Genomic DNA, 22,787 nt, shown 5'->3' on the forward strand with positions numbered 1-22,787 from the left:
GATAATTCAGATCCCCCCTAATGCAAGAAGCCTCCGACAACAAAATCCAGCCAATAAAATCGAAAAATCCTACAACGTGCTCTCAAGAATCGAACAATGCTTTGCTTACGCTGGGCCGCGAAGCTGCCCGAATCAAGGTGATGCGGTATTTCAGGTAGTTTAGAACTAATATATAAAAATCTGAATAACGTGGAAGTCAGATTCGACAAAGAGGACAATTTGCCCATTCACTGCATTTCCGTACTGAGGTCACAATGTTGAAATCGCCATTTGGAAATATGCCTTTTACGCCCACGATCTCTTATATTTTGGCGGCACTATCAATATACGACCTAGAGGACACCAAAGGCGAAGCGCTCTGGAGATATAATCCTAACGACACCAAAGAGCGAGAAATAATAATAAAGGACTTTATTCTTAAAGACCTTATGTACCTTACTTACAAGCATCGCTTCATATTAATAACAATGCTTCAAGCCGCTTTAAAAAAACCTGAATTTGACTTTGCCAAAGAATTCGAAAGCGATTACGACGAATATATAACAATGGCCTGGGACGAAACCGAAATAGCCGATTCCCGAGGTTTCTTCGCTGACATCTACCGACTCGCCAACGAGGTCTGGAAAGACGACCTTCAAAAAGCCAGCCGCGAAGACCAGTCAACTTGGTAAACACACCGCCGCTCTCACTCAAAGCCCACCACCCTGTGGCGAGCGAGCTTGCTCGCGCTGGGCCGCGAAGCGGCCCCAGTCCGGTTGATGAGTCTCTTCAGGTAGATAACCAATACCGGATTTGGGGCTGCTCCGCAGCCCAGCGGGAGCAAGCTCCCTCACCACAAGTGCACGCCCATTCAGCGCTTGGAAAGCTCCATAATCATCCGACTCAACAAATAAACCCGAGGCACCACGCTCTCCACCTCGGCATATTCCTCCGGCGTGTGAATATTCCCGCCCACTATCCCAAACCCATCCAGCGTCGGCGTCCCTACCCCGGCCGACAAGCTTGCGTCCGCCGCGCCGCCGCTGCCTTCGATGGTCAGGGTTTTGCCCAGTTCGCCGTAGATGCCTTGGGCAATCGCGACCAGTTTGTCTGACTCCGCCGTCTGCGGCATCGGTGGCAAGCCGCGTTGCAGGCTGGTCTTCACTTCGGTGTCCGGGATCAGTTTGTTCGCGGAGACCCGCGCCAGGTCCTTCTCGATGCGGTCGAACTCTTCCGGCAGCGCGGCGCGTACGTCGGCCTTGGCGGTGGCTTGGTCGGGGATGACGTTGGTGCGGTCGCCGGCCTTGAGTACGGTGAAGTTGATGGTGGTTTTTTTCTCGGCGTCGCCCAGCTTGCCCAGTTGCAGGATCTGGTGTGCGGCTTCCATAGCGGCGTTGCGCCCCAGTTCAGGTGCGACGCCGGCGTGGGCGGCTTTGCCTTTGACTTCAACCACCGCGGTGGCGCTGCCTTTGCGCCAGACCACCAGGCCGTCGGCTGGGCGGCCGGGTTCCAGGTTGAGGGTTACGTCGTGGCCCTTGGCGGTGGTGCGGATCAGTTCGGAGGCGGCGTCGGAGCCGGTTTCTTCGCTGGCGTCGAGCAGGAAGGTGATTTGTGCATAGTCCTTGAAACCTTGGTTTTTCAGGACTTTCAATGCGTAGATGCCGGCGACGATGCCGCCTTTGTCGTCCATCACGCCGGGGCCATAGGCGCGGCCGTCCTTGATGTGGAACGGGCGTTCGGCGGCCGAGCCTTCCTTGAACACGGTGTCCATGTGTGCCATCAGCAGGATTTTGGCCTTGCCGGAGCCCTTGAGGGTGGCGATCACATGGCTGTTGTTGGCGGCTTTGTCCGGCACCAGCTCGATGCTGAAACCCAGCTGTTTCAATTCATCCACGGCGATGTCGCGCACTTGGGTCAGGCCGGGCTCGTAGCCGGAGCCGGAGTCAATATTCACCAGGCGCTCCAGCAGTTTCAGGGCCTCGGCCTTGTACTGTTCGGCGTCCGCCTGGATCGGCTTGTGGGGTTCGGCGCTGTAGGCCGGCATGGCGAAGGACAAGGCCAGGGTGGCGGCCAGCAGGGTACGGGGGAAGGTGAAGAGCATGGACCGATCCTTGTTTTTTGTTGGGGGGGCCCGCCACACCCTACCCCACTAAACGGACCGCAACCAAGCCCCCTGCAGCGAGCTGACCCGATTGCGCCCGCTGCTTTTGGCTTCGTACAAGGCCTGGTCGGCATCGTTGAGCCAACTGGTAGCGTCGGCGTGGCTCGGCTGGTACGGCGCCAGGCCGATACTCAGGCTGGCGCGCAAAGTCGGGTCCTGGGCGTAGGCCAAGGCGTTGAAACGATCACGCAAGGCGTCCATCACTTCAGTGGCACGGTTGAGCGGCATGTCCGGCAGGATCACGCAGAACTCATCGCCGCCGTAGCGTCCGGCAAGGTCGGTGGCGCGCAGGTTCTGGCGCAATACCCGGCTCAACTGGCGCAGGACGATATCGCCGGTGACATGGCCATAGGTGTCGTTGATGATTTTGAAGTGGTCGATATCGATCAGCGCGATGGCCGCACCGGCCTGGCCGCGGCGGCAACGTTGGAACTCGATTTCCAGGTGGTCCTTCCAGGCGCCATGGTTGAGCAGGCCCGACAGGCTGTCAGTGCGGCTCAGGGCCAGCAGTTCGCGCTTGTGCCGCGCAAGGGTCAGGGCCTGGCGGTAGCAGATCCAACCCAGGGCCAGGGGATACAGCGTCAGGATCGGCAGGCAGGCATACAGCTGGGCCTGGGTGGTGACGCCGATGAACGCGGGCGCGACTATCAGCAGCGCCATGGCGATGCCCAGCGCCTGGGCTACCCACCCCGCCAGCAGGAAGCGCGGACCGCCGATGGCGACGTTGTTCATGCTCATCATCGACAAAGTAGTCACGCTGGGCAGCGGGTTGAAGTGCATCGCGCCGACCCAGAAGCCGCCGCAGAAGGAATCGAACAGCAGGTTGCGGCGCTCACTGCGCAGGGTGTGAGCGGCACGCAACGACGCTTGGAACGCCAGGTGCGGCCAGATAAACGCGTTGATCAGCATCCAGGCCCACACCCATGGGGACGGGTTCAGCGGATACATGCCGAACGCCACGCAAACAAAGCCGAGCGCCAGCCCCAGGAGGCGCGATTTGTACAAGCGCGAAGCGAGCGGAAGTCCATTTCCTCCGACGGCTGCCATGATGGGGGGTAATCCTGGGTGAATGCCTGGAGTCTATCAGGGCGACGGCAAATCGCCACTACTGCTTACAGGCGAATACTTCAGTACGAAAACCCGCGTGCCAGCATCAATGCCACGCCGAGCAACATTATTGCCGTGATCCGCTGCAACATCACGCGCCGCTTGGGGTTTTCCAGCAGGTGTTTGATGCGCTGGCCGAAATAGCAGTACAGGCAACCACTGGCAAATTGCAGCAACAGGAAGGTCAAGCCGAGGATCGCGATATCCGCCGCCGAGCTGTGCTCCCCGGCCCCGGCGAACTGCGGGAAGACGGCGCTGAACATGATGATGGTCTTGGGGTTGGAAAAGCCGGTCAGCAAGCCCTTGCCGAACAGGCTGCGCGAGCCCTCCACGGCGCCGGCCTTGTCGATCGACACGCCGCTGCTGGTCCACTGCTTGTAGGCCAAGTAAAGAATGTAGGCCACGCCGACAAACTGGATGGCCTGGGTAATCGCGAGGTTGCCCTTGATCAGCTCGGAAAAGCCCACGGCAAAGATCAGGATCGAAATCAGGTACGACACACTGGCGCCTATCTGCGCCGGGATCGAACTGCGCAGGCCGTCCTTCAAGCCCAGGCTCAACAACAGCAGGGTCATGGGGCCGGGACTGAAGGTCATGGTCGCGCAAAACAGCAGGAAGTAGAGAAACGAAGACAGCGTTAACGCACTTGTCATGGTCAGGGACCTTGAATGGATAGACCGGCAACAACGGTCAATTGCTGGCGAGATGGCGCGCAGTCTAGGGGAACGGCATTGCACCAGGCAGGTGAAGTGATGCCTAATCGGGCCTGACTTCACCGGTAAAAGTACCGGTAAACAAAAGGACGCTTCATGTTGGTATCCGCCATCGCCTTCGTGGAAGGCACACCCAAGGTCCAGCAGATCGTGGAGGCCTTCAGCCAGGCCATCGAGGCCGGTGAATGGGCGCCCGGCAGCAAGTTGCCGTCGGTGCGGGCGTTGACCGAAATCCTCGGTGTCAGCAAATTCACCCTCAATGAGGCCCTGGACCGCCTGCGCGGGCGCAACCTGCTCACCTCCCGCCAGGGCCGTGGCTATTTCGTGGCGATGGACAATGCGCGCCCGGCGTCGGTGACCTGGGTCGACCTGCTGCCCCAGGACCTGCTCAGCGTGTTGCGCCGCCCCTTGGCCACCGCCAGTGGCGAGCTGCGCCCCGGCGGCGGGCACTTGCCGGAAGCATGGTTGAACGGCGAAGCGATCCGCCAGGCCATGCGCAGCGTGGTGCGCGCGCCGTCGCTGCGCATCGCCGGGCTCGGCACGCCGGCCGGGCTGTTGCCGTTGCGCCAGGCGCTGCAACAGAAACTGCACGGCGAAGGCCTGTCGGTGCCGGTGGAACAGATCATCACCACGCCCAACACCGTGCAAGGCCTGGACATGCTCATGCGCTTGCTGGCGCGTCCCGGCGACACGGTGCTGCTGGACGCGCCGTGCTACTTCAACTTCCACGCCAACCTGGCCCTGCACGGGGTCAAGGTGGTGACCCTGGAACGTCGCCCCGACGGCTTCGACTTCACCGCCCTGGAACACCTGCTGGCCGAACACCGGCCCAGCCTGTACCTGACCACCAGCGTCTTGCATAACCCCACCGGCCATTCCTTCAGCCCCAGCCAGGCGTTTCGCCTGCTGCAACTGACCCAGCAATACCACTGCCATATCGTCGAGGATGACCTCTACGGCGACCTGCACCCCAACCCACCGCCACGCCTGGCCGCCGTCGCCGGGCTGGATCAGGTCACCTACCTGTCGGGGTTCTCCAAGATCCTCAGCGCCAACGCCCGGGTCAGTTACGTGGTAGCCGCGCCACAACTGGCCGCCAACCTGACCAATATGAAGTTGATGAGCGGCGGCGTGACCTCGGAGCTGTTCGAGCAGATCGTGTACCGCATGCTCAGTGAGGGCAGCTATGCCAAGCACCGCAAGCGTATGGTCCAGCGCCTGATGGAAGCCGGTGGGCGCGTCGAACAGTGGCTCAAGCGCTGCGGTTGCGAACTGCCGATGGCGTTTGAAGGCGGCATGTTTATCTGGGCGCGCCTGCCGCCCGGCGTCAACGGCGAGCTGCTGGCCCAGGAAGCCTTGAAGCGCAGCATGGTGCTGGCGCCCGGCACACTGTTCGGCTACGACCCGGCGCATCGCGACCTGATGCGGTTCAATGTGGCCCACAGTGATGAGCCGCGGGTGCAGCGGGTATTCGAGGCGTTGTTGGTGCAGGCGGTACGGGCGGCTTGAATGGCGGTGCCGTCACCCCGGCAACGGCATCACCCGCAACGGCCGCACCGACTTGTAGGAAAAGCTCGAATAGATTTCTTTCACACAGGGCAGGGTCTGCAGAACTTCCCTGGCGAATTCGCCAAACGACTCCAGGTCCTTAGCCACCACTTCCAGCAGGAAGTCATAGCGCCCCGACACGTTATGGCAGGCCACAATCTCCGGAATCGCCAACAGCCGCTGCTCGAACGCCCGGGCGATTTCCTGAGTGTGGCTTTCCATCATGATGCTGACGAAGGCGGTCACCCCATAGCCCAGGGCCTTGGGGGACAGGATCGCCTGGTAACCGCTGATCACCCCGCTCTCTTCCAGGTTGCGCACCCTCCGCCAGCACGGCGATGTGGTCAGGGCAACGCGCTCGGCCAGTTCGGCCACGGTCAGGCGGGCGTTGCCCTGCAACGCGTTTAACAGGGCTTTATCGGTGCGGTCCAGGCTGACAGGCATAACGTGCCTCTATTCATTGTTTTTAGCGGGTTTTCATCCAGGAACGCCAGCGTTTCGAGCCATTTTTGCAACGTTCAACTGTGGTTATGAGCATAGCATTGTAGGAAATAAGGAGCGCCCGACATGAACAATAAACACCCTGCGTTCGGTTTTTCTACCCGCGCCATTCACCACGGTTACGACCCCAAGGACCATCACGGCGCCCTGGTACCGCCGATCTACCTGTCGGCCACTTTCGCTTTTCCGACCGCCGAGTACGGCGCGGCCTGCTTTGCCGGGGAGGCCAGCGGCCACTTCTATACGCGTATTTCGAATCCGACCCTGGCCCTGCTGGAGTCGCGCATGGCCGCCCTGGAAAACGGCGAGGCGGCCGTGGCGTTCAGTTCCGGGATGGGCGCGATTGCTGCGACGTTCTGGACCCTGCTGCGCCCAGGCGACGAGGTAATCGTCAGCCAGACGCTGTACGGCTGCACCTTCGCCCTGCTGCATGGCATCGGCGAATTCGGCATCAAGGTGCGCCATGTCGACCTCACCGACCTGGCCGCCCTGCAAGCGGCACTCGGCCCCGCGACCCGCATGATCTACTGCGAGACCCCGGCCAATCCCACCCTGCGCCTGGTGGACATCGCCGCCGTGGCCCGGCTCGCCCACCAACAACCGAATGTCACCGTGGTAGTCGATAACACCTATTGCACGCCCTACCTGCAACGGCCCCTGGAACTGGGCGCCGATGTGGTGGTGCACTCGGCCACCAAGTACCTCAGCGGGCATGGCGATATCACCGCTGGCATTGCGGTGAGCCGTCACGCAATAGCGCAACGCATCCGCCTGCACGGGCTCAAGGACTTGACCGGCGCGGTAATGTCCCCGCAGGACGCCGCCTTGCTGATGCGCGGCCTCAAGACCCTCGCCCTGCGCATGGACCGCCATTGCAGCAACGCCCAGGCGGTGGCCGAAGCCCTACAGGCGCATCCCGCCGTGCAGTGGGTGACCTACCCTGGGCTGGCGTCTTTCCCACAATACGAACTGGCTGCGCGGCAAATGAAGCAATCCGGCGGCATGATTGCCTTCGAGCTCAAAGGCGGGATCGATACCGGGCGGCGCTTCATGAACGCGCTCAAGCTGTTTACCCGCGCGGTCAGCCTGGGCGACGCCGAATCACTGGCCCAGCACCCGGCCAGCATGACCCACTCCACCTACACCCCCGAGGAACGAGCGCAACACGGCATCAGCGAAGGCCTGGTGCGCTTGTCGGTGGGGCTTGAGGACGTCGCCGACCTGTTGGCGGATGTGCAACAGGCACTGGGCAAGTGTGCCCGTGCGGTTGCGCGTCCAACGTTGCTGGCCGCGCACGCGGGGAAATAACCGTCGGGCTGTGGTAACGGGCTATAAGGAGCCCCAGGTGCATCAAGCCGGATCGCGGTCATCCAACGCACGCGCCGCCAACGCACCCATCACCCCGCCTGCGATTGGCGCCAGCCAGAACAACCAGAGCTGTGACAGGTAGTGCGCCCCGGCAAACAACGCCGGCCCCGTGCTTCGCGCGGGGTTGACCGACGTGTTGGTCACCGGGATCAGCACCAGGTGAATCAGGGTCAGCGCCAGGCCGATGGCGATGGGTGCAAAGCCGGCAACCGCGCCCGGCGCCGTGACGCGCATGATGATCAACACAAAAAAGAACGTGGCGATCAGCTCGGCCAATGCAGCGGACTTCATGTCGAAGTGGCCGGGACTCAGGGGGCCATAACCGTTGGCGGCAAAACCGCCGAGTTCGAAACCGGGCTGGCCGTTGGCGATCAAGTACAGTGCTGCGGCCGCCAGAATTGCGCCAATCACCTGCGCCGCGATGTAAGGCAACACATCAGCACCGCACACCCTACGCCCCGCCCATAAGCCAATGGTCACCGCCGGGTTGAAATGCCCGCCGGAAATACCGCCCACTGCATAGGCCATGGTCAATACCGTAAGACCAAACGCCAGCGACACTCCTGCAAAACCAATACCCAACTCTGGAAACGCCGCCGCCAGAATGGCACTGCCACATCCGCCGAAGGTCAGCCAGAAAGTACCCAGAAGCTCTGCGATCAAACGCTTTTGCACACTCGACTCCATTGCAGTTCATGCCGTCACACGGGGGGTGGGCGGTCCCGCATGACGGTAGCAATGGACATCGATGAACCCTGTAGGAATTGTCCGGTTTTGTGTGGGAGGGGGCTTGCCCTAATGCCAGTCAGTTAAGCGTACACCACCGTCTGTAGGAGCGAGCTTGCTCGCGAAAAACTCACAGGCACCGCGTTTATTCAGGAAGCACGCGTTATCGTTGACGTTTTTCGCGAGCAAGGGCTAGCCGCCCGCCTCGCTCCTACAAAAAGCCTTGACTGACTGGCGTTAGCCCCGGGGCCGCCCTCTATTTTTCCCGTTCAGCTCTGCACCACCCCCGTCCCAAACCGCCGAATCGCCAGGCAATACCCCACCAACCCCAGCGCCGCCAGCAACCCGCCCGCCGCGCCGATCCAGGCGAAGCCGAAGTGGCTGCCGACCCAGCTGCCCATCAGCGCGCCGCCGCCGATGCCGATGTTGTAGATGCCGGAAAACATCGCCATCGCCACATCCGTGGCGTCCGGCGCGAGCACCAGTACCTTGGACTGCATCGCCAGGCCGAAGCCCATGATCGCCATGCCCCAGAACACGCTCAGCACCACCAGGTAGGATTGGGCGCCGCTCAACGGCAGCATCAGCGCCAGGCAGGCCGCGAGCAGGAACACGCAGCTGATCACGAACACGTGCGGATTGAACCGATGCACCAGGCTGAACAGCAGCGAGCCGATGATACCGGCGCCGCCGAACACCAGCAGGATCAGGGTGACCGCACTGCCGCCCAGGCCGGCGACACCTTCGACGAAGGGTTCGATGTAGCTGTAGGCGGTGAACTGTGCGGTGACGGTCATCGCGGTCAGCACGTAGAGCGCCACCAGTGCCGGGCGTTTAAACAGCAACGGCAGGCTGCGCAGGGAGCCGGAGTTCTGGCTCGGCAGCGGCGGCAAGGTGCGCGCCAGCCAGAACACCAGTGCGGCCGCAAACGCGGCGATCACCAGGAAGGTGGTGCGCCAGCCCATGGCTTCGCCGAGCAGGCGGCCAAGGGGAATGCCCAGCACCATCGCCAGGGAGGTGCCGGTGGCGAGCAGGCCAAGGGCTTGCACCTGCTTGCCCACCGGTGCCAGGCGCACCGCCAGGGACGCGGTGATCGACCAGAACAACGCATGGGCCAGGGCGATACCGATGCGGCTGACCATCAGCAGGCCGAAGCTGGTCGCCACGCTGGACAGGATATGACTGGCGATAAACAAGCCAAACAACACGATCAGCAATTTGCGCCGCTCGACGTTACGCGTGAGCAGCATCACCGGCAACGATGTCAGCGACACGATCCACGCGTAAATAGTGAGCATCAGGCCGACGCTGGCCACGGGCATATCGAAGCTGGCGCCGATAGCGCTGAGCAGGCCGACCGGCACGAATTCGGTGGTATTGAACACAAACGCGGCCAGCGCCAGGGCGATGACCGGTTGCCAATTGGCTTGAGGGGTTGCGGCTGAAAGGCTCATTGACGGGCGAGGTACTCTGACAGTGATCAAACGGCCGCGCAGGACACGCGGGGCCGTTGAGCATTCTATAGGTTTCCTGCGGTGCTGTTGGCGCCGATCCTGCCCGGTTATCGCGTGAAGGTTCAGGGCGACGTCAGGGTGATCACATAAGCGCCGGATTGAATCGGCATGCCGAGCGAGTCGACCAGTTGATACTGCTGATCGTAATAGCGCCCGACACGGGCCTGCGACACCAGCCGCGCACTGGCTGCGTCGATGCCGGCCACCGTGGCGACTTTGCGCACGTCGATGTGCGTGTCATGACTGGCAGTGGTGCATCCGGTCAACTCCATCGAAGCGCTACTGCGCGCATTTGTCGCACAGGGTCCATCGACCAGGCTGCCGCTGAACGAGATCACGCCCTGGGATGCCGCCATGCACGTCCCTGTCCAAAGGGCAACGAATCCTGCAATCACTGATAAACGTTTTACGTTCATACCGACGCTCCTTCTGGGTTATTGAGAAGGTAGTCGTCATTTTTGGTACGGACTTGAGGTATTTCTGTTTTTGTTTAAGAAAACACCGGCAGACGCAATGGATCAGCTCTGCGTAGTAACGCTCTGACGGGTCCTCCTTCAGGCCATAGCGCCGGGGTGCAAACGGTGCGCTCCCGGGCCTCGGCGCTCAATATCGCAAGGCGACATACAGGCATGTCGTAGATCAGTACGTGCACCCTTGAGGGTAGGTCCCGCAAAAAGTCGTGCAGGTCGAAGCGCTCCCTGATCACCAACTGGGCATTGACCAACAGCAGATCGAAGCCTCGCTCGCCATACCCGAGTAGATCCAGCATTTGTTCCAGGCTCGATACTGGCGCAATGGCGTAATAGCCTTGGTGATTGATATCCCGCTCCAGACGCAGCCGACGTATGTGCTGAGCGTCGGCGATCATGATGCGCAGCGCTTTATTGATCACAGGTCGCCACCGTTGAACTGACTGGAAGGTGCGTTGCGCTGTAACCAGCGCAGCAAGTCATCCCCTTTCATAGGTCGGGCGAACCAATACCCCTGGCCCAAGGTGCATCCCAATTGGAGCAGCGCCTGGTGTTGTTCAAGCGTTTCGATACCTTCAACCACCACTGACATGCCCAACGTTTTTCCCAAGGCCAGGGTGCTGCCGATGACCGCCCGGCAGCGCGGTTCTTGCAGTAGGCCACGCACAAACTCGGCGTCGAGCTTGATCTCGTTGAAAGGCAACTGGCAAAGGCGCTGCAACGAGGAAAATCCGGCACCGAAGTCATCGATGGACAATCGACAACCCATCATGCGCAGGCGCACCAGGTTTTCCAGAGAAACCGCAGGCACTTCCAGCAGGCCGCTTTCCGTGAGTTCGAACGTAATGCCAAACCCCAATGCCTGGAAGTCGGCCAGGACATCTTTGATCAAAACGATTAAACCCGCATCGGCTAATTGGCCGGCTTGCAGGTTAAACGCCAGGCCCAAATTCACCCCCATCCCCTTGACCTGCCGCTGCAGCGTCAATGCCTGCCGCATCAAGGCCAATAGTAAGGCGTCCATCAGGCCCGCGCGCTCGATCGCCGGCAGAAATACCGCAGGCGATAGAACGCCTTTGAAGGGATGGTTCCACCGCGCAAGCACTTCCACACCTTGAAGCGCGCCGGTCTGCAAGTCGAATTTGGGCTGGTAATAGGCCTCCAGTTGCTGATCGGCCATGGCGTTACGCATCTGTTGCTCATCAGCTGTATCCAGGCCCGTCGCGGGTTCGCCTGGAACCGGGCCTTGTCTCAACGCGAGCTCAAGCAACGGTTGCAGCGTCTCCTTCAGCAGCGGCTTACCGACATCGCCCAACATGTTCACGCCCAACAGCGCGCCCATTTGCCGCACCGCAAGGCGCACATCGCCAGGTAAGCCACTGCTGACGATAATCGCGCCCACCTGCCCGGCGGCACTGATGCGCTGGATGAACTCCAACCCATCCATGCCATCCATTTGCAGATCGCACACCACGACGTCCACATAGCCTGCACATTGAAGGACGGCCAGGGCCTCGCTACCGCTGGAGGCTTGCAGCACCTCCTGACACCCCAACTGCTTGAGCAGGCTGACGGCCATGGAGCGTTGGAAAAGGTGGTCTTCAAGCACCAATACCCGAATAGGCAGAAAGGTCATGGCAAGCGCTCAGTAATAATCGATGGTGAACGTGGCGGTGGCGTTTGCCGGGCCGGCGCTGATGCTGTCTTCGGTCTGGATGTAGCGCGCCTTGAGCGGGATGGAATAACTGGCACCTTCCTCGGCTCGGGGAGTAATGCCACTGGCGCGCAAGGTGGCCAACGGCAAAGGGGTGCCATGACTGTCGGCGATCTGTACGCCCACGCCAGTTGCAGCCGGCGCATCGCCCCCCGCACTGGCGTTAAGTTTGAAGATGCCCAGCACCGGGTTGATGGCTGCCACAGTCGGGTCTATGCGCACGCGCAAAGTGTTGTTCTTGCGCGATTCCAGGTTGTTCGAGGTACCGTCGCTCAGCCAGCGCGGACCAGTGCCCTGGTAATAGCCGTTGAAGGCCGGACAGTTGTTCAGCGCGATGGAAAAATCCTTCCACGGAGTAAAAGTGTTCCTGCCGCTGAACTCGTTGGTCAAATGCGTCCCCATCGGCACACTGACGTCCGGTGTCGAACAAGTGCGCGAGACGATATTGATGTTGCCGGAAAAGTTGACCTGTTGAAACTCGACGGTATTGCTGGTGATGAAGCTTTGCGCCATGGTTGGCAATAATGCGCCTTGGATCGTGCCCGCGCTTACCTCTCCGATCTTGATGAACGACATGTCAAACACCAACGTGGGACCGATATTCCAGTTACATCCGGCGGTCCCATTGCCACAGTTGGTGCCGAACCCGGAAAACGGTAACGTGCTGCCGGAATACCAGAGTGCAACGCCAATGCCCTTGACCCCGGTCTCATAGACTTTCCCCCCGTGGGGCGTGCCGGTCCAGTTGGCCAGGGGCAGCGGCGTGGAGGCTAACGAACGCCTGGTCTCAATACTGTAATTGCCTGCCGAGCATCCCACCGTCAACCCACTGACAGGGGTGAAGGTTTGCCGATAAATCTCCGCCCCCAGCGGCACATCGCGTCCCACGGTCAGATTCCCGCCCAACAGCGGTTGGGTACGCACCATCTTCATTGAGCCGGCGTTGATATTGCAGTCAGCGAACGCTGCCCCCGCCGCCAGCCACAACCCTGCCACCAGCGCACCTGTTTTCAACCGTTGCATGGCTTTCATCACAATGTCTCCTGTGCGCTGTTCACAGAAGCAACGCGTTTATCGAATTGAACCATCGAGCACACAACGTCCACTTGGCGCAGTTGTTTGCCATCACTTTTCCCTGGCGGCAACGCCAATGCACATTGCTGCCCGGCTTGCGGCCCCCAACTGATCAACAGCCGGCGCGCGTCGTCCTTGACCCGTGCGTAGAGCTGGCCGCCCTGCCCGACCACGCCGACCGATACGCCACGATCATCATCAACCGTGGCGCCAAACGGCAGCGCACCGCCATCGGCCAAGGTCACGTTGAGCAACACGGCCTGGCCGTTACTGGTGCCGTACTTGAGCGCCACCACCGCCCCGGCGCGTGGCGCGACCTGCTGGCTGGTTTCGGTCAGTTCCACATCCAGCGAGGTGCCCAGTGGGTCGATCGCCACCTCGTTCAACTCATAAGGACGCAAATAAGGCACCACGGCATTACCGCGAGCGTCGAGCTTCAAGCCAGGAAATCCGACGACTTTGGCACCTTCGGCCCCCGGCGCACTGACAACCGCCAGGGTTTCGCCGCGATAAGGCGTGAAGGTTACGCCCGCAGGATGAGCGACCACGCTGCCGCTGGCATTCACGGACAGGCTGTCATAGCCTTCGCCGCGACTGACCGTGGCACCGACGATTGCCTTTGGCCCGATGTACTGGCCATTGACCGAGGTGCTATTGGCCCCAGTGGCGCCCTCATGACCACCGGTCAGGCTGTATTGATACTGACGGTCTTCACCGGCCGTACCACTGAGGGTCGCTTGCTGACTGTATTGACCTTGGGTATCGCGCATGACTCGCGCCGATAGCTGTGGCTGGTTGGACGACTTGCCAAACTCCAGCGGCATACTCACCGTAAACAACACGCTGCTGTCCATTTCGCCCAGCCCCACACGGCTGCGATTGGCGCTGATCCCATAACTGACCTGGCGGACTTGTTTGTTGTAGCTGAACTGGTACTGCACGTCCCGTCCGGATTGGTTCCAGTAGTTCTGAGTGAAGCCACTGAACGCCACTTGTCCCCAGTCGCCCAGACTCTGGTTGGCGGTCAGCGACAGGCGACTGCGCGGCCGCCCATACGACGCCGTGTCGAGCCCGTTGCGTTCGGCATCGAGCAGTTGCATGGCGTTACTGAAATCCAGATAGTCCTGTGTGGAAAAGCGAGTAGCGGCTACAGCAAAGTTGCTGCCGGTGCTGAGAATGTTTTTGCTGTAGCTCACGCGGGCGCTCTGACCGTTGGCCTGGCCACCCTTGAGCCGGGTCTGTGCCCGGGTCAGGTCAACGGCCACGGCACCCAGCGGGGTGCTGAAAGCCAGGCCGCCCAGTACGGAACGGTAATCGTCACTGCCCTGGACACCGCCATAACCCGTAAAAATATTGGTCAGGCCCAACTGATAGGTGCCTTGCACAAGCTTGGCCTGGCGGTCGAGGTAGTTACTGCGGGTCTCACCCGCCGTCACGCTGAAACGCGATGTGCCCGGACGCAAGAGTTGCGCAGTCGCCGCGTAAGGCACGACAAAGCGCTGCTCGCTGCCGTCCGCTTCGTACACGGTGACCTCAAGGTCACCGCCGTAACCGGTGGAATACAGGTCGTCAATCACGAACGCGCCCGGTGCCACCGTGGTTTCGTACAACAGATTGCCGGCCTGGCGCACCGCGACCCTGGCCCCGGTCCGGGCGATGCCGCGGATAACCGGCGCGTAACCGCGTTGGGATTCCGGCAACATGCGGTCGTCGGTACCCAGTTGCACACCACGGTAGGCCAACGTGTCAAAGATCTCGCCGCTGGTGTTCGCTTCCCCCACGGTCAATTGGCTTTTCAAGCGGGTCACATCGCGCTGGGCGTAGGTGTTGAGCGTCTGGTAAACCTGGCCCGTATCCTTCTGCCAGTTCATCGAGCCGTTATGGCGCAGGCGCCAGTCACCCAGGTTCAAACCCGCGTTGAGGCCCAGGTAGGCCGAGTCGTAATTGCCGAAATCGGTTTTATTGTGGTTGGCATTGAAGGTGTAACTCAGGGTTGCAGCAGTCACGCCGCGGTCCCACAGTTCGGGGCTCACATAGCCCCGGGCGTCGCGACGCAGGGCGATCTGCGGGAGGCTGATATCCAACTGCTGGTTGGCAGGGGAAAACGTCGCCGTCGCCCCTTCGATCAACTGCCCAAGCGCAAGACACGTAGCGCCGCTTTCCAGTTCGGACGTGGCCTGTACCGATAATTTGTGCATGTCCACACCGATCAGCTCAAGCAAGCTGCGGGTGATGCACACCACAGGCTGGCTGCCGTCCGATTCGGCATTGATGCGAATGTCCTGGCGACTGACCAAGGTGCCGTTGACCGCCACGTCCGCACGATACTGACCCGGCAACACCGGATTACCTTTTTCGTATTGGGTCAGGTCAAGGCTACGCGAGTCTTCCGGCAGGAAGGCATCGTTGAATTGCACCTCTTCGGCCCATGCCAATGGCGCAGTCAAGACACCGGGCAGCAAAGCCAGGGCCTTGAACATCAGCGCTGTTACAGAATTCAAGGCAAAGCGAGGGCAAGCCTGGCAGCCGTGGCCCAGACGTTGGAAAGTCGTCATAAATTACTCGTGCGCAGGCGCGTTCGCGTGAAGGTCAGGGCGTGAGCGGTTGCTTGATCGGCATCAGCGCGCCGTAATCATTGATGGCGTTGAATTCCACCTGAGCAGAAGCGGCCGGCGGCGACTGGAGCGCTGGCAGGGCGAACACTTTGGTTTCACCGGGGCCGACCATGCCGTTTTCACTCTCGTAACGCTGGTTGCCGCTCGCCAATGCCAGCTCAACCTGGGAAACGTGGTAGGCCGTCGGGTTGAACGCTTGCAACGCATACCCCTGGCCTTGCTTGATCACCGTCCACTGCAGCAGGGTCGGGGCATCGACCGGCGCACCGGGCAAGCCGTCGGGACGGTAAAAAATCTTGATGCGCGAGCGAAACGCCATTTGCAGCACATTGAGATCCGATGCACCTGCTGCCTTGGGTGGGATTTCGAGCACGTTGAGCCAGAACACCGACTCCCGGTTACCCGGCAGCGGTGCGCCGGTAAACATCAGGCGCAGGCTTTGCCCTTTGCTCGGATCGATTCGCGATACGGGGGGCGAGAGCACAAACGGTGCCTTCGAACTGGTCGGGCTGGACCGCAGATCACCGGTATCAACCCAGGCTTGTACGAGCGCCGGTTTCATACCGTTGTTATTGAGCTTGACGGTGATTTCTTTCTGGCTCGCCGGGTACACCAAGCGGGTCCCGGTAATCACCACACCGGCCATTGCCTGGGAACAGGCCAATGCCGCCAGCACCAGCGAAACGCCACAACGTAGGTTTTTAAAACAGAACATAACTCACCTCATCAGCCGAATATCGGCGCGCCTGAACTCGGCGCGCAGATAGGCGAACGGCTTACTGATAGTCGACGTTGTAGGTCACGGAACTGATCACGGTACCTGGCGTGGTAGCGCCGGTGGCCAGGTATTGCACGGCATATGGCATGTTGGCTGCGCCCGTACCGTCAATAGTGTTGCGCGTAGTCTGGGTGAGCTGGTTGGTGTTGCCGGCCTGAATAACCGCGCCGCCCTGGGCATCGACCAATTGCAGCTGTACGTTGGTTGCAGTGCCGGTCATGTTGTTCAGATTGCCGGTCACCGGGTCCACAGTGGCGCCGGAGTTGAAGAAAGCAGCGGCGGTAGCGGCGGTGCCCACGCAGTTGCTCAGTTGGATATTGAAACCCGTACGACCTTCGGCCTGGCCCGCCGCCGTCAGCAGACCGGTAGAAATGGTCGGCAGTGTCACGGTGGCCACGGCCGGGGTAACCACGCCGTCCACAGCGATTGTGCAGGTCTGGTTGACCAGTTCACCGTTGAAGTTAATGGTGCCGTCAGCAGCGCTGGCGAACTGGGCAGCAGCTGCGCTGAACAGGGCGACGAGGGTAAGTGCTTGAACTTTCATGGTACTGCTCCAAAGGGAAGGTTATGAACACCGTCGCCAAGTCTGGTTGGACTGCCAGGCGCCTTAGCGACTGTGCAACACACTCAACGGCTGTCTTGTGCGACAGGTGCATCTTCCGCGTATCAGCACACCCCACCTGTAGTACCGATCCCTTGGACACGTAGGAAATTTCCCACGCCAAAAAACCACCCCAAGCTGGTTCGTCCATAAAAAAACCGCATCGAGGGATGCGGTCTTTTCGGCCTGGCACGTTCTTCAGCCCAGATAGGCGTCCAGGCGTTGCTCCAGCCCTTCCATGGCTTGCTGCAAAGCATCCACTGCCTCGGTCAGCACTGCGGAATTCAGGCCTTTGCAGGCTATTTCCAATACCTCGCAGCAGTCGACCAACCAGTGCGCCTGGATAATCTTCGCACCGCCCTTGACGCGATGTGCCAGATCGCTCAAACCGATCAGGTCATGCTGGGTAAACAACTGGATCAACCGGGTCATATCCTGGGCATTGCTGGTCGCCAGATCCTGCAGCAGGCTGCGCACGCCAGCAGCGTCACCCCGGCTGAGTTGTTCAAGACTGGTCACGTCTATACCCTCGATGGTCGCAGTGGCGCACTGCTCTGCCGGTACCGCAGCGGCGGGCACCCGTGATGCCAACCGTGCGTTGAGGTCATTGAGGCTGATGGGCTTGAACAGGCAGTCATCCATCCCGGCCTCCAGGCAACGGTCTTTCTCCTCAGGTTGAGCGTTGGCGGTCAACCCGAGAATCATCGCCGGGGCAAGCCCCCTGCTACGCTCTTCATCACGAATGGCGCGGGCCAGTTCATAGCCATTCATGATCGGCATGCTGCAATCGGTAATCACCACATCAAAATGCTGGTGACGCCAGGCCCGCAGCCCATGGGCGCCGTCTTCAGCATCGCTCACGCGATGTCCGAGGTAGCTCAATTGCTGGGATAACAACAACCGATTGGCCGGGTAATCGTCGATCACCAACACGCTCAGCGCCTGGGTCGGCGCCGATGACAATGTGCGAGGAGGCGAAGGTTCGTCGACCGGCACCAGCGTTGGCAGACCGACACGCACCTCTACCTGGGTACCCTGCGTCAGCTCACTGCTCAAGGTCAGGCTGCCCCCCATCATCTCGCAGAGCGTACGGCTGATCACCAAACCCAGTCCCGAACCACTGCGAGCTGACTGTCCTTGGTCCGAGGCCTGGCTGAATGGGTGGAACAAGCGCTGCTGGTCATCGATGGAAATGCCGCTGCCCGTGTCCTCTACGCGCAGGCACAGTGCGAGACGCTCGTCGTTGAGGCTTGGCTCGGCGCTGACCTGTAAACGCACATGGCCTTGCGCGGTAAACTTGATCGCGTTGCTCAGCAGGTTCGAAACGATCTGCTTGAACCGCAGCGGGTCTACCAGTACCTGGCGGTTAAGTCTGGTGTCCAGATCAAGAATCAGGCGCAGTTGCTTTTGCCGCGCCAGCCCTTCGAAGATGCGCGCTACCGACTCCACCAACTCCAGCAGGTTGGCTCGCTGCGGGGCCAGGGACAGGCGGCCTGATTCGATGCGGGCGATATCGAGGATATCGCCGATCAGGTCCAGTAGTCCGCGAGCGGCGCCGGAGGCGACCTCGATGGAGACACGGTCCATATAGCCCTGATCGGCTTTTTTTTGTGCCAGTTCCAACATGCCGATGACGGCGTTCATCGGCGTGCGGATTTCATGGCTCATGGTCGCCAGGAACGTGGTCTTGGCACGATTGGCATCGTCTGCATGCTCCTTCGCTTCCCGCAGGGCTTGCAGCAGGTGCTGGCGCTCGCTGATATCGATCCAGCCACCGATCATGCCGCTGACCTCGCCATTGCTGCCCCGGTACGGCAGCATCCAGTGGTAGATCGTCAGCAATTGATCGGGCCCCATGGTCAGGCTACGGTCCTGTACGCGGGGCATGCCATCTTCCATGGCTTGCAGATATTCTTCATGGTAGGCCGCCGCCTCTTTTGGGTCACTGAGGACGCCGTCCACCACCGTCTTACCAATGACAGCCTCGCGATCCACGCCAAAGACGCTCAGATAACCGCTGTTACACAGCACCAACCGCGCGTGACGATCACGCACATAAATAGGATGGGGCGTGCCATCGATCAGTACACGCATGAATTCCAACTGGTCATTGAGCGCTATTTCAGCCTGCCTGCGCGTGTGTATCAGCCGCCGCAAGTAAGCAATCCAAACCACGGCCGCGAGCAACAGCAACGCCGCCAGGGCGAACGCCTGGAGAATCACTGTACGGTTGCGCAGCCAATAACTGTCATCTACCGCGATTTCGCTGCGCCACCGGTTTGTGACCTCATCGAGCTCTTCAGGCGGGATGCTGAGCAGGGCTTTCTCCAGGATCGAATACAATTCCAAGGCGCCGCGCGGGGTGGCGAACGCCGTGCGAGCCAGTTGCGTACCCACGGTGCTGATAATGCGCAGTTGATCGCGGTATTGGCGGGAAATCATGTATCGAGCAATGATCAGCGAATTGATCGCAGCCTCCGCTTGTCCATTGGCCACCAGCGCCATCGCGTCCTGGGCGTTGCGTGCATCCACTATCTGCACCTTGGGGTATTGCTCGATGAGCAGGTCGCGCACGGGGTTGCCGTGGATCACCGCCAGCCGTTTGCCCGCCATGTCATCCAGGGTGCCCGGGCTGGAAGAATCAATGGCACTGACCAGCACGTAGGGGGTGTTCAAGTACGGCCGGGTAAAACGCAGCAAACCCTCGCGCTCGGTACTCGGCGTCAAGGTGATCAGCAGGTCGGCCTCGTTATCACGAACGCTGTCGAGCATATTTGCCACCGAATACGCGCGCCGTACTTCGAACTTCAAGCCGGTACGCAGCGATACCTTGGCCAGGACGTCCGCGCTGATTCCGCGGAACTCGCCCTGTTCATTGAAAAACGACAGCGGTAGATAACTGTCGTCCACCACGACACGCAATACCGGGTGCGCGCCCATCCAGCGTTGTTCGCCAGCACTGAAATGCAAGACAGCACGCCCGGGCATGCTGGCACCACCGGCACTCCACCGGCGCAGAATATTCATACGCTCACTGATCGGAATCGCCGCCAATGCGGTATTGAGGATGCGTAGCAAGCGTGTGCCCGTCTGCGGTACGGCAAACGCAAAGTTGCTGGCTTCGATCTGGGAAAAATCCGCCAGTTGCACGTTATTGAGGTAGTTTTTGCTGATCAGGAAATTTGCGCTGATGGCATCGCCCAAATACACGTCGGCGTTCCCGAAGGCCACTGCACCAATTGCGCTCAGGGTCGAGGGAAACAACTGCAAGGTGGCCTTGGGGTAAAACGCTTTGACGGCCTCGGGTGACAGGTAGTGATACAACATCGCGATTTTCTTGCCGGCCAGGTCCGGCATCAGTGCGCTGCTGTCGCCCAGTCGGGTGACCAGCGTCGGCATGTCCTCGGCATAGGCCGTCGACAACAGCAGCCCGGCATCGGCGGCTTCATATCCATTGGCGACCCCTAGGAAGTCTACTTCGCCACGCTTGAGCGCCTCGATCACCTCGGCGCGGGAGGCGAATCGGCGCACCTGCACCCGAACACGCAACAGCTCGCTCAGCAACTGCGCATAGTCAGCCGTCATGCCTTCATAATCGCGGTCATTACTGGCCATGCCCAGGGGTGCATAGTCCGGCGCGGAATCCCCCAGGATCAGCACATCCTTGCCACGCAACCAGCTCCAGTCAGCCTCGGCGAGCGCTGCACTGTAGCCATCGACATGGGAACGTCCCAGCACCTGGAAAGTATCTGCCCGCAATTCCGCCAGCACCGTGCCGTTCAGGGTCATGCCCAATGCCGCTGCGGCGATCCATGTACGCAAGTCAGTACTCATCAAACCAGATTATTGCGTTTGGCAAAATCAGCGAGGTATACCACTGATTTAACGTTGAGCTTTTCGATCAAACGCGTTTTGTAAGTGCTGATGGTCTTGTTACTGAGCAGCATCGAATCGCCGATTTCTTTGTTGCTCAGGCCCTGGGACAAGCGTTGCAGGATCGTCAGTTCACGATCGGAAAGGCTTTGGATCAACTCCAGATCGGTGACTTCGCTATCGCTGCGACGCACTGAGCTGCCTGCCAGGTTCGGGAAGAAGGTATAGCCCCCCATCACTGCCTTGATGGCCTTGTTCAATTCATCCAGATCGTTGGTCTTGGAGAGATAGCCGGCGGCACCCGCCTTCATGCAGCGCATCGAATAGAACAGCGGCGACTGCGAGGTCAGTACCAGGATCTTGCACTTGAGGCCCAGCGCGCAGATACGCGCGATCACCTCCAGCCCATCCAGCTTCGGCATGGCAATATCCAGCACGATCAGATCCGGCTCGAATTCACGCGCCATCTGCACCGCGTCCGCCCCATTGTCCGCTTCGGCCACAACGTCAAAATGCTCCTGCTTCAACAGCATTTTGACCGATGAGCGAATGAACGGATGATCGTCCACAACTAGCGCTTTAAACATAACTACCTCTGGAAGACACACCGGCGAAGCCGATGACACATATGTCCGTCGCGTAAGTGGGACCGCTGTTCGGTGATACGCCGTTCAAACTACACGAGCGTGGTTCAAGTGTAGGAAGTATCTCGGGATATCAGGAGAAATCGCTTTGCGTACGCTGGCTGGCAAAGTGCGCTTCAAGCCACGGCAGCAGTCGATACCCTGCCATCGGCCGCGCCAGGTAAAACCCCTGACCGATCTCGCAGCCCAGGGCCAGCACACCTTCATGACTGCGCTGGGTGCCAATTCCCTCGATCACCAGGCTCATGTCCAGCGAACGCGCGAGTGCCAGGGTGCTGGCAACCATGGCCCGACTGTGAGGTTCGTCGACATGACGAACGAACGCACCGTCGAGCTTGAGTTGATTGAATGGAAGCTGGCAAAGCAGTTTGAGCGATGAAAAGCCCGTGCCGAAGTCATCGATGGACAGGCTGCAGCCCAACAGGCGCAGGCGCAACAAGTTTTCCTGAAGGCGCGGTGAGAGGTCCAGCAAGCCGTTTTCCGCCAACTCGAACAGCAACGTGGTGCCGGGAAACCCGTGGCGGAGCAAAGCCTGCTGGATATGCAGCAGCAATTGGTCGTCGAGCAATTGCGAGGCATGCAGGTTGAAGGCCAGTTCGAGCTGGATCTGTTGACGGCGCAGCATGCCGAGAAGGTTAAGACCTTGCTCCAGAAGTTGCTTGAACATCGGGTCGATCAGGTCGTAGGCCAAGACAGCCGCCAGAAACTGCGCGGGCAACAATACGCCTCTGGTGGGATGCTCCCAGCGCACCAACGCTTCCACGCCGGCCAGTTGCCCGGTACCTAGCATGAATTTGGGCTGGTACCAGGCGCGAAACTCCCCCAGCGCCAGGCCCTGATGGATCTCCTGCTCACTGGGCAACGCCCTGGGTACTGGTAGGCGCACCGGCGGCAGGCGCCGTCGCCAAGAACGGTGCAGTAAATGGCGCAGGGCACGCAATTGAAGGGGCTGGCTCAACACGCCAAGCATCTGCAGGCCCGAGAGAGAACGCATTTGGGCGAGTGCGCGTCGCAGCTCCGGGCGCAGCTCGCTGCATAAAGCTACCGCCTGTACCAGCCCTGCCTGCCTGGCGCAACGCAGGAACTCCAGGCAGTCCAGGCTCCTGTCGGCCAGATCACAGAGCACAACATCAACGCCCCCGCACGCGTGCAACTGCGCCATGGCTTGTTTGGCATTACTGGCCTGGCGTACCTCCTGCAAGCCCAACCGATCAAGCATCTTGACCAGCACGCTGCGTTGAAATCGTTGGCTTTCCAGAACCAGTACGCGGGGATGGGCCATTTTTAATCAACCACCTGGCAGAAGCGAAGGCGGTCATAGTGGCGGGAAGCCATTTGAATCAGTGAGGGAAGCGTCCCACCACCTTGTAGGAAATTTCCCAGAGCTATGCATAAAGCTGA

The 22,787-nt window shown here is 60.3% G+C and carries 19 protein-coding genes; 3 read left to right on the forward strand and 16 right to left on the reverse strand.

Annotated elements, in window-relative coordinates; genetic code table 11:
- The first annotated feature begins 254 nt into the window (after nucleotides 1–254).
- On the forward strand, nucleotides 255–671 hold the full coding sequence (locus C4J92_RS15455) for a hypothetical protein (protein WP_124404490.1): 417 nt from the start codon (nucleotides 255–257) through the stop codon (nucleotides 669–671).
- Nucleotides 672–850: 179 nt separating this feature from the next.
- On the opposite strand, the gene C4J92_RS15460 is transcribed toward C4J92_RS15455, so the two are convergent.
- The 3 genes from C4J92_RS15460 to C4J92_RS15470 form a co-directional block, all read right to left on the reverse strand.
- On the reverse strand, nucleotides 851–2,080 hold the full coding sequence (locus C4J92_RS15460; protein WP_124404491.1) for a M20/M25/M40 family metallo-hydrolase: 1,230 nt from the start codon (nucleotides 2,078–2,080) through the stop codon (nucleotides 851–853).
- Between the two features lie 48 nt (nucleotides 2,081–2,128).
- Nucleotides 2,129–3,187: a diguanylate cyclase gene (locus C4J92_RS15465; RefSeq protein WP_124404492.1), complete on the reverse strand. Its 1,059-nt coding sequence runs from the start codon at nucleotides 3,185–3,187 to the stop codon at nucleotides 2,129–2,131.
- A gap of 80 nt (nucleotides 3,188–3,267) precedes the next feature.
- Complete coding sequence (locus tag C4J92_RS15470; protein ID WP_124404493.1) at nucleotides 3,268–3,900, reverse strand: LysE family translocator; 633 nt, start codon at nucleotides 3,898–3,900, stop codon at nucleotides 3,268–3,270.
- Between the two features lie 156 nt (nucleotides 3,901–4,056).
- Here C4J92_RS15470 and C4J92_RS15475 point away from each other — a divergent pair, with 156 nt between their 5' ends.
- Nucleotides 4,057–5,469, forward strand: coding sequence for a PLP-dependent aminotransferase family protein (locus tag C4J92_RS15475; protein WP_124404494.1), 1,413 nt, complete (start codon nucleotides 4,057–4,059; stop codon nucleotides 5,467–5,469).
- Between the two features lie 12 nt (nucleotides 5,470–5,481).
- On the opposite strand, the gene C4J92_RS15480 is transcribed toward C4J92_RS15475, so the two are convergent.
- Entirely contained in the window at nucleotides 5,482–5,952 is a 471-nt protein-coding gene (locus tag C4J92_RS15480) for an Lrp/AsnC family transcriptional regulator (RefSeq protein WP_124367355.1), read from the reverse strand.
- 123 nt (nucleotides 5,953–6,075) lie between these two features.
- On the opposite strand from C4J92_RS15480, the gene C4J92_RS15485 reads away from it, so the two are divergent.
- On the forward strand, nucleotides 6,076–7,317 hold the full coding sequence (locus C4J92_RS15485) for a methionine gamma-lyase (protein WP_124404495.1): 1,242 nt from the start codon (nucleotides 6,076–6,078) through the stop codon (nucleotides 7,315–7,317).
- A 42-nt stretch (nucleotides 7,318–7,359) separates the two neighbouring features.
- Here the strand turns inward: C4J92_RS15485 and aqpZ are convergent, their stop codons facing one another.
- The 12 genes from aqpZ to C4J92_RS15545 form a co-directional block, all read right to left on the reverse strand.
- On the reverse strand, nucleotides 7,360–8,064 hold the full coding sequence (gene aqpZ, locus C4J92_RS15490; protein WP_124404496.1) for an aquaporin Z: 705 nt from the start codon (nucleotides 8,062–8,064) through the stop codon (nucleotides 7,360–7,362).
- A gap of 308 nt (nucleotides 8,065–8,372) precedes the next feature.
- Nucleotides 8,373–9,557 (reverse strand): sugar transporter, encoded by a 1,185-nt coding sequence (locus tag C4J92_RS15495; protein ID WP_124371024.1) that lies wholly within the window; start codon nucleotides 9,555–9,557, stop codon nucleotides 8,373–8,375.
- A gap of 122 nt (nucleotides 9,558–9,679) precedes the next feature.
- Nucleotides 9,680–9,973: a type 1 fimbrial protein gene (locus tag C4J92_RS15500; RefSeq protein ID WP_305955136.1), complete on the reverse strand. Its 294-nt coding sequence runs from the start codon at nucleotides 9,971–9,973 to the stop codon at nucleotides 9,680–9,682.
- Nucleotides 9,974–10,107: 134 nt separating this feature from the next.
- Nucleotides 10,108–10,509, reverse strand: a complete 402-nt coding sequence (locus C4J92_RS15505) for a response regulator (protein WP_124404498.1) — start codon at nucleotides 10,507–10,509, stop codon at nucleotides 10,108–10,110.
- The gene (locus C4J92_RS15510) at nucleotides 10,506–11,723 is read right to left on the reverse strand and encodes an EAL domain-containing protein (RefSeq protein ID WP_164487539.1); all 1,218 of its coding nucleotides are present in this window, start codon (nucleotides 11,721–11,723) and stop codon (nucleotides 10,506–10,508) included. Before C4J92_RS15510 ends, C4J92_RS15505 begins: the two co-directional genes overlap by 4 nt.
- Before the next feature lie 9 nt (nucleotides 11,724–11,732).
- A complete protein-coding gene (locus C4J92_RS15515; protein WP_124404499.1) occupies nucleotides 11,733–12,833 on the reverse strand; it encodes a fimbrial protein in 1,101 nt (366 codons plus the stop codon).
- Nucleotides 12,833–15,430: a fimbria/pilus outer membrane usher protein gene (locus C4J92_RS15520; protein ID WP_256657414.1), complete on the reverse strand. Its 2,598-nt coding sequence runs from the start codon at nucleotides 15,428–15,430 to the stop codon at nucleotides 12,833–12,835. The genes C4J92_RS15515 and C4J92_RS15520 overlap by 1 nt, the downstream gene beginning before the upstream one ends.
- A gap of 34 nt (nucleotides 15,431–15,464) precedes the next feature.
- Nucleotides 15,465–16,205: a fimbria/pilus periplasmic chaperone gene (locus tag C4J92_RS15525; protein ID WP_124404500.1), complete on the reverse strand. Its 741-nt coding sequence runs from the start codon at nucleotides 16,203–16,205 to the stop codon at nucleotides 15,465–15,467.
- A 61-nt stretch (nucleotides 16,206–16,266) separates the two neighbouring features.
- On the reverse strand, nucleotides 16,267–16,812 hold the full coding sequence (locus tag C4J92_RS15530) for a fimbrial protein (protein ID WP_124404501.1): 546 nt from the start codon (nucleotides 16,810–16,812) through the stop codon (nucleotides 16,267–16,269).
- 255 nt (nucleotides 16,813–17,067) lie between these two features.
- Nucleotides 17,068–20,703 carry a transporter substrate-binding domain-containing protein gene (locus C4J92_RS15535; protein WP_124404502.1) on the reverse strand — a complete coding sequence of 1,212 codons (3,636 nt, stop codon included), beginning with the start codon at nucleotides 20,701–20,703 and terminating at the stop codon, nucleotides 17,068–17,070.
- Nucleotides 20,703–21,329: a response regulator transcription factor gene (locus C4J92_RS15540; RefSeq protein WP_124404503.1), complete on the reverse strand. Its 627-nt coding sequence runs from the start codon at nucleotides 21,327–21,329 to the stop codon at nucleotides 20,703–20,705. The genes C4J92_RS15535 and C4J92_RS15540 overlap by 1 nt, the downstream gene beginning before the upstream one ends.
- Nucleotides 21,330–21,459: 130 nt before the next feature.
- The gene (locus tag C4J92_RS15545) at nucleotides 21,460–22,668 is read right to left on the reverse strand and encodes an EAL domain-containing protein (RefSeq protein WP_124404504.1); all 1,209 of its coding nucleotides are present in this window, start codon (nucleotides 22,666–22,668) and stop codon (nucleotides 21,460–21,462) included.
- Between the last annotated feature and the right edge of the window lie 119 nt (nucleotides 22,669–22,787).

The organism is Pseudomonas sp. R3-18-08, assembly GCF_003852065.1.
GTDB lineage: Bacteria > Pseudomonadota > Gammaproteobacteria > Pseudomonadales > Pseudomonadaceae > Aquipseudomonas.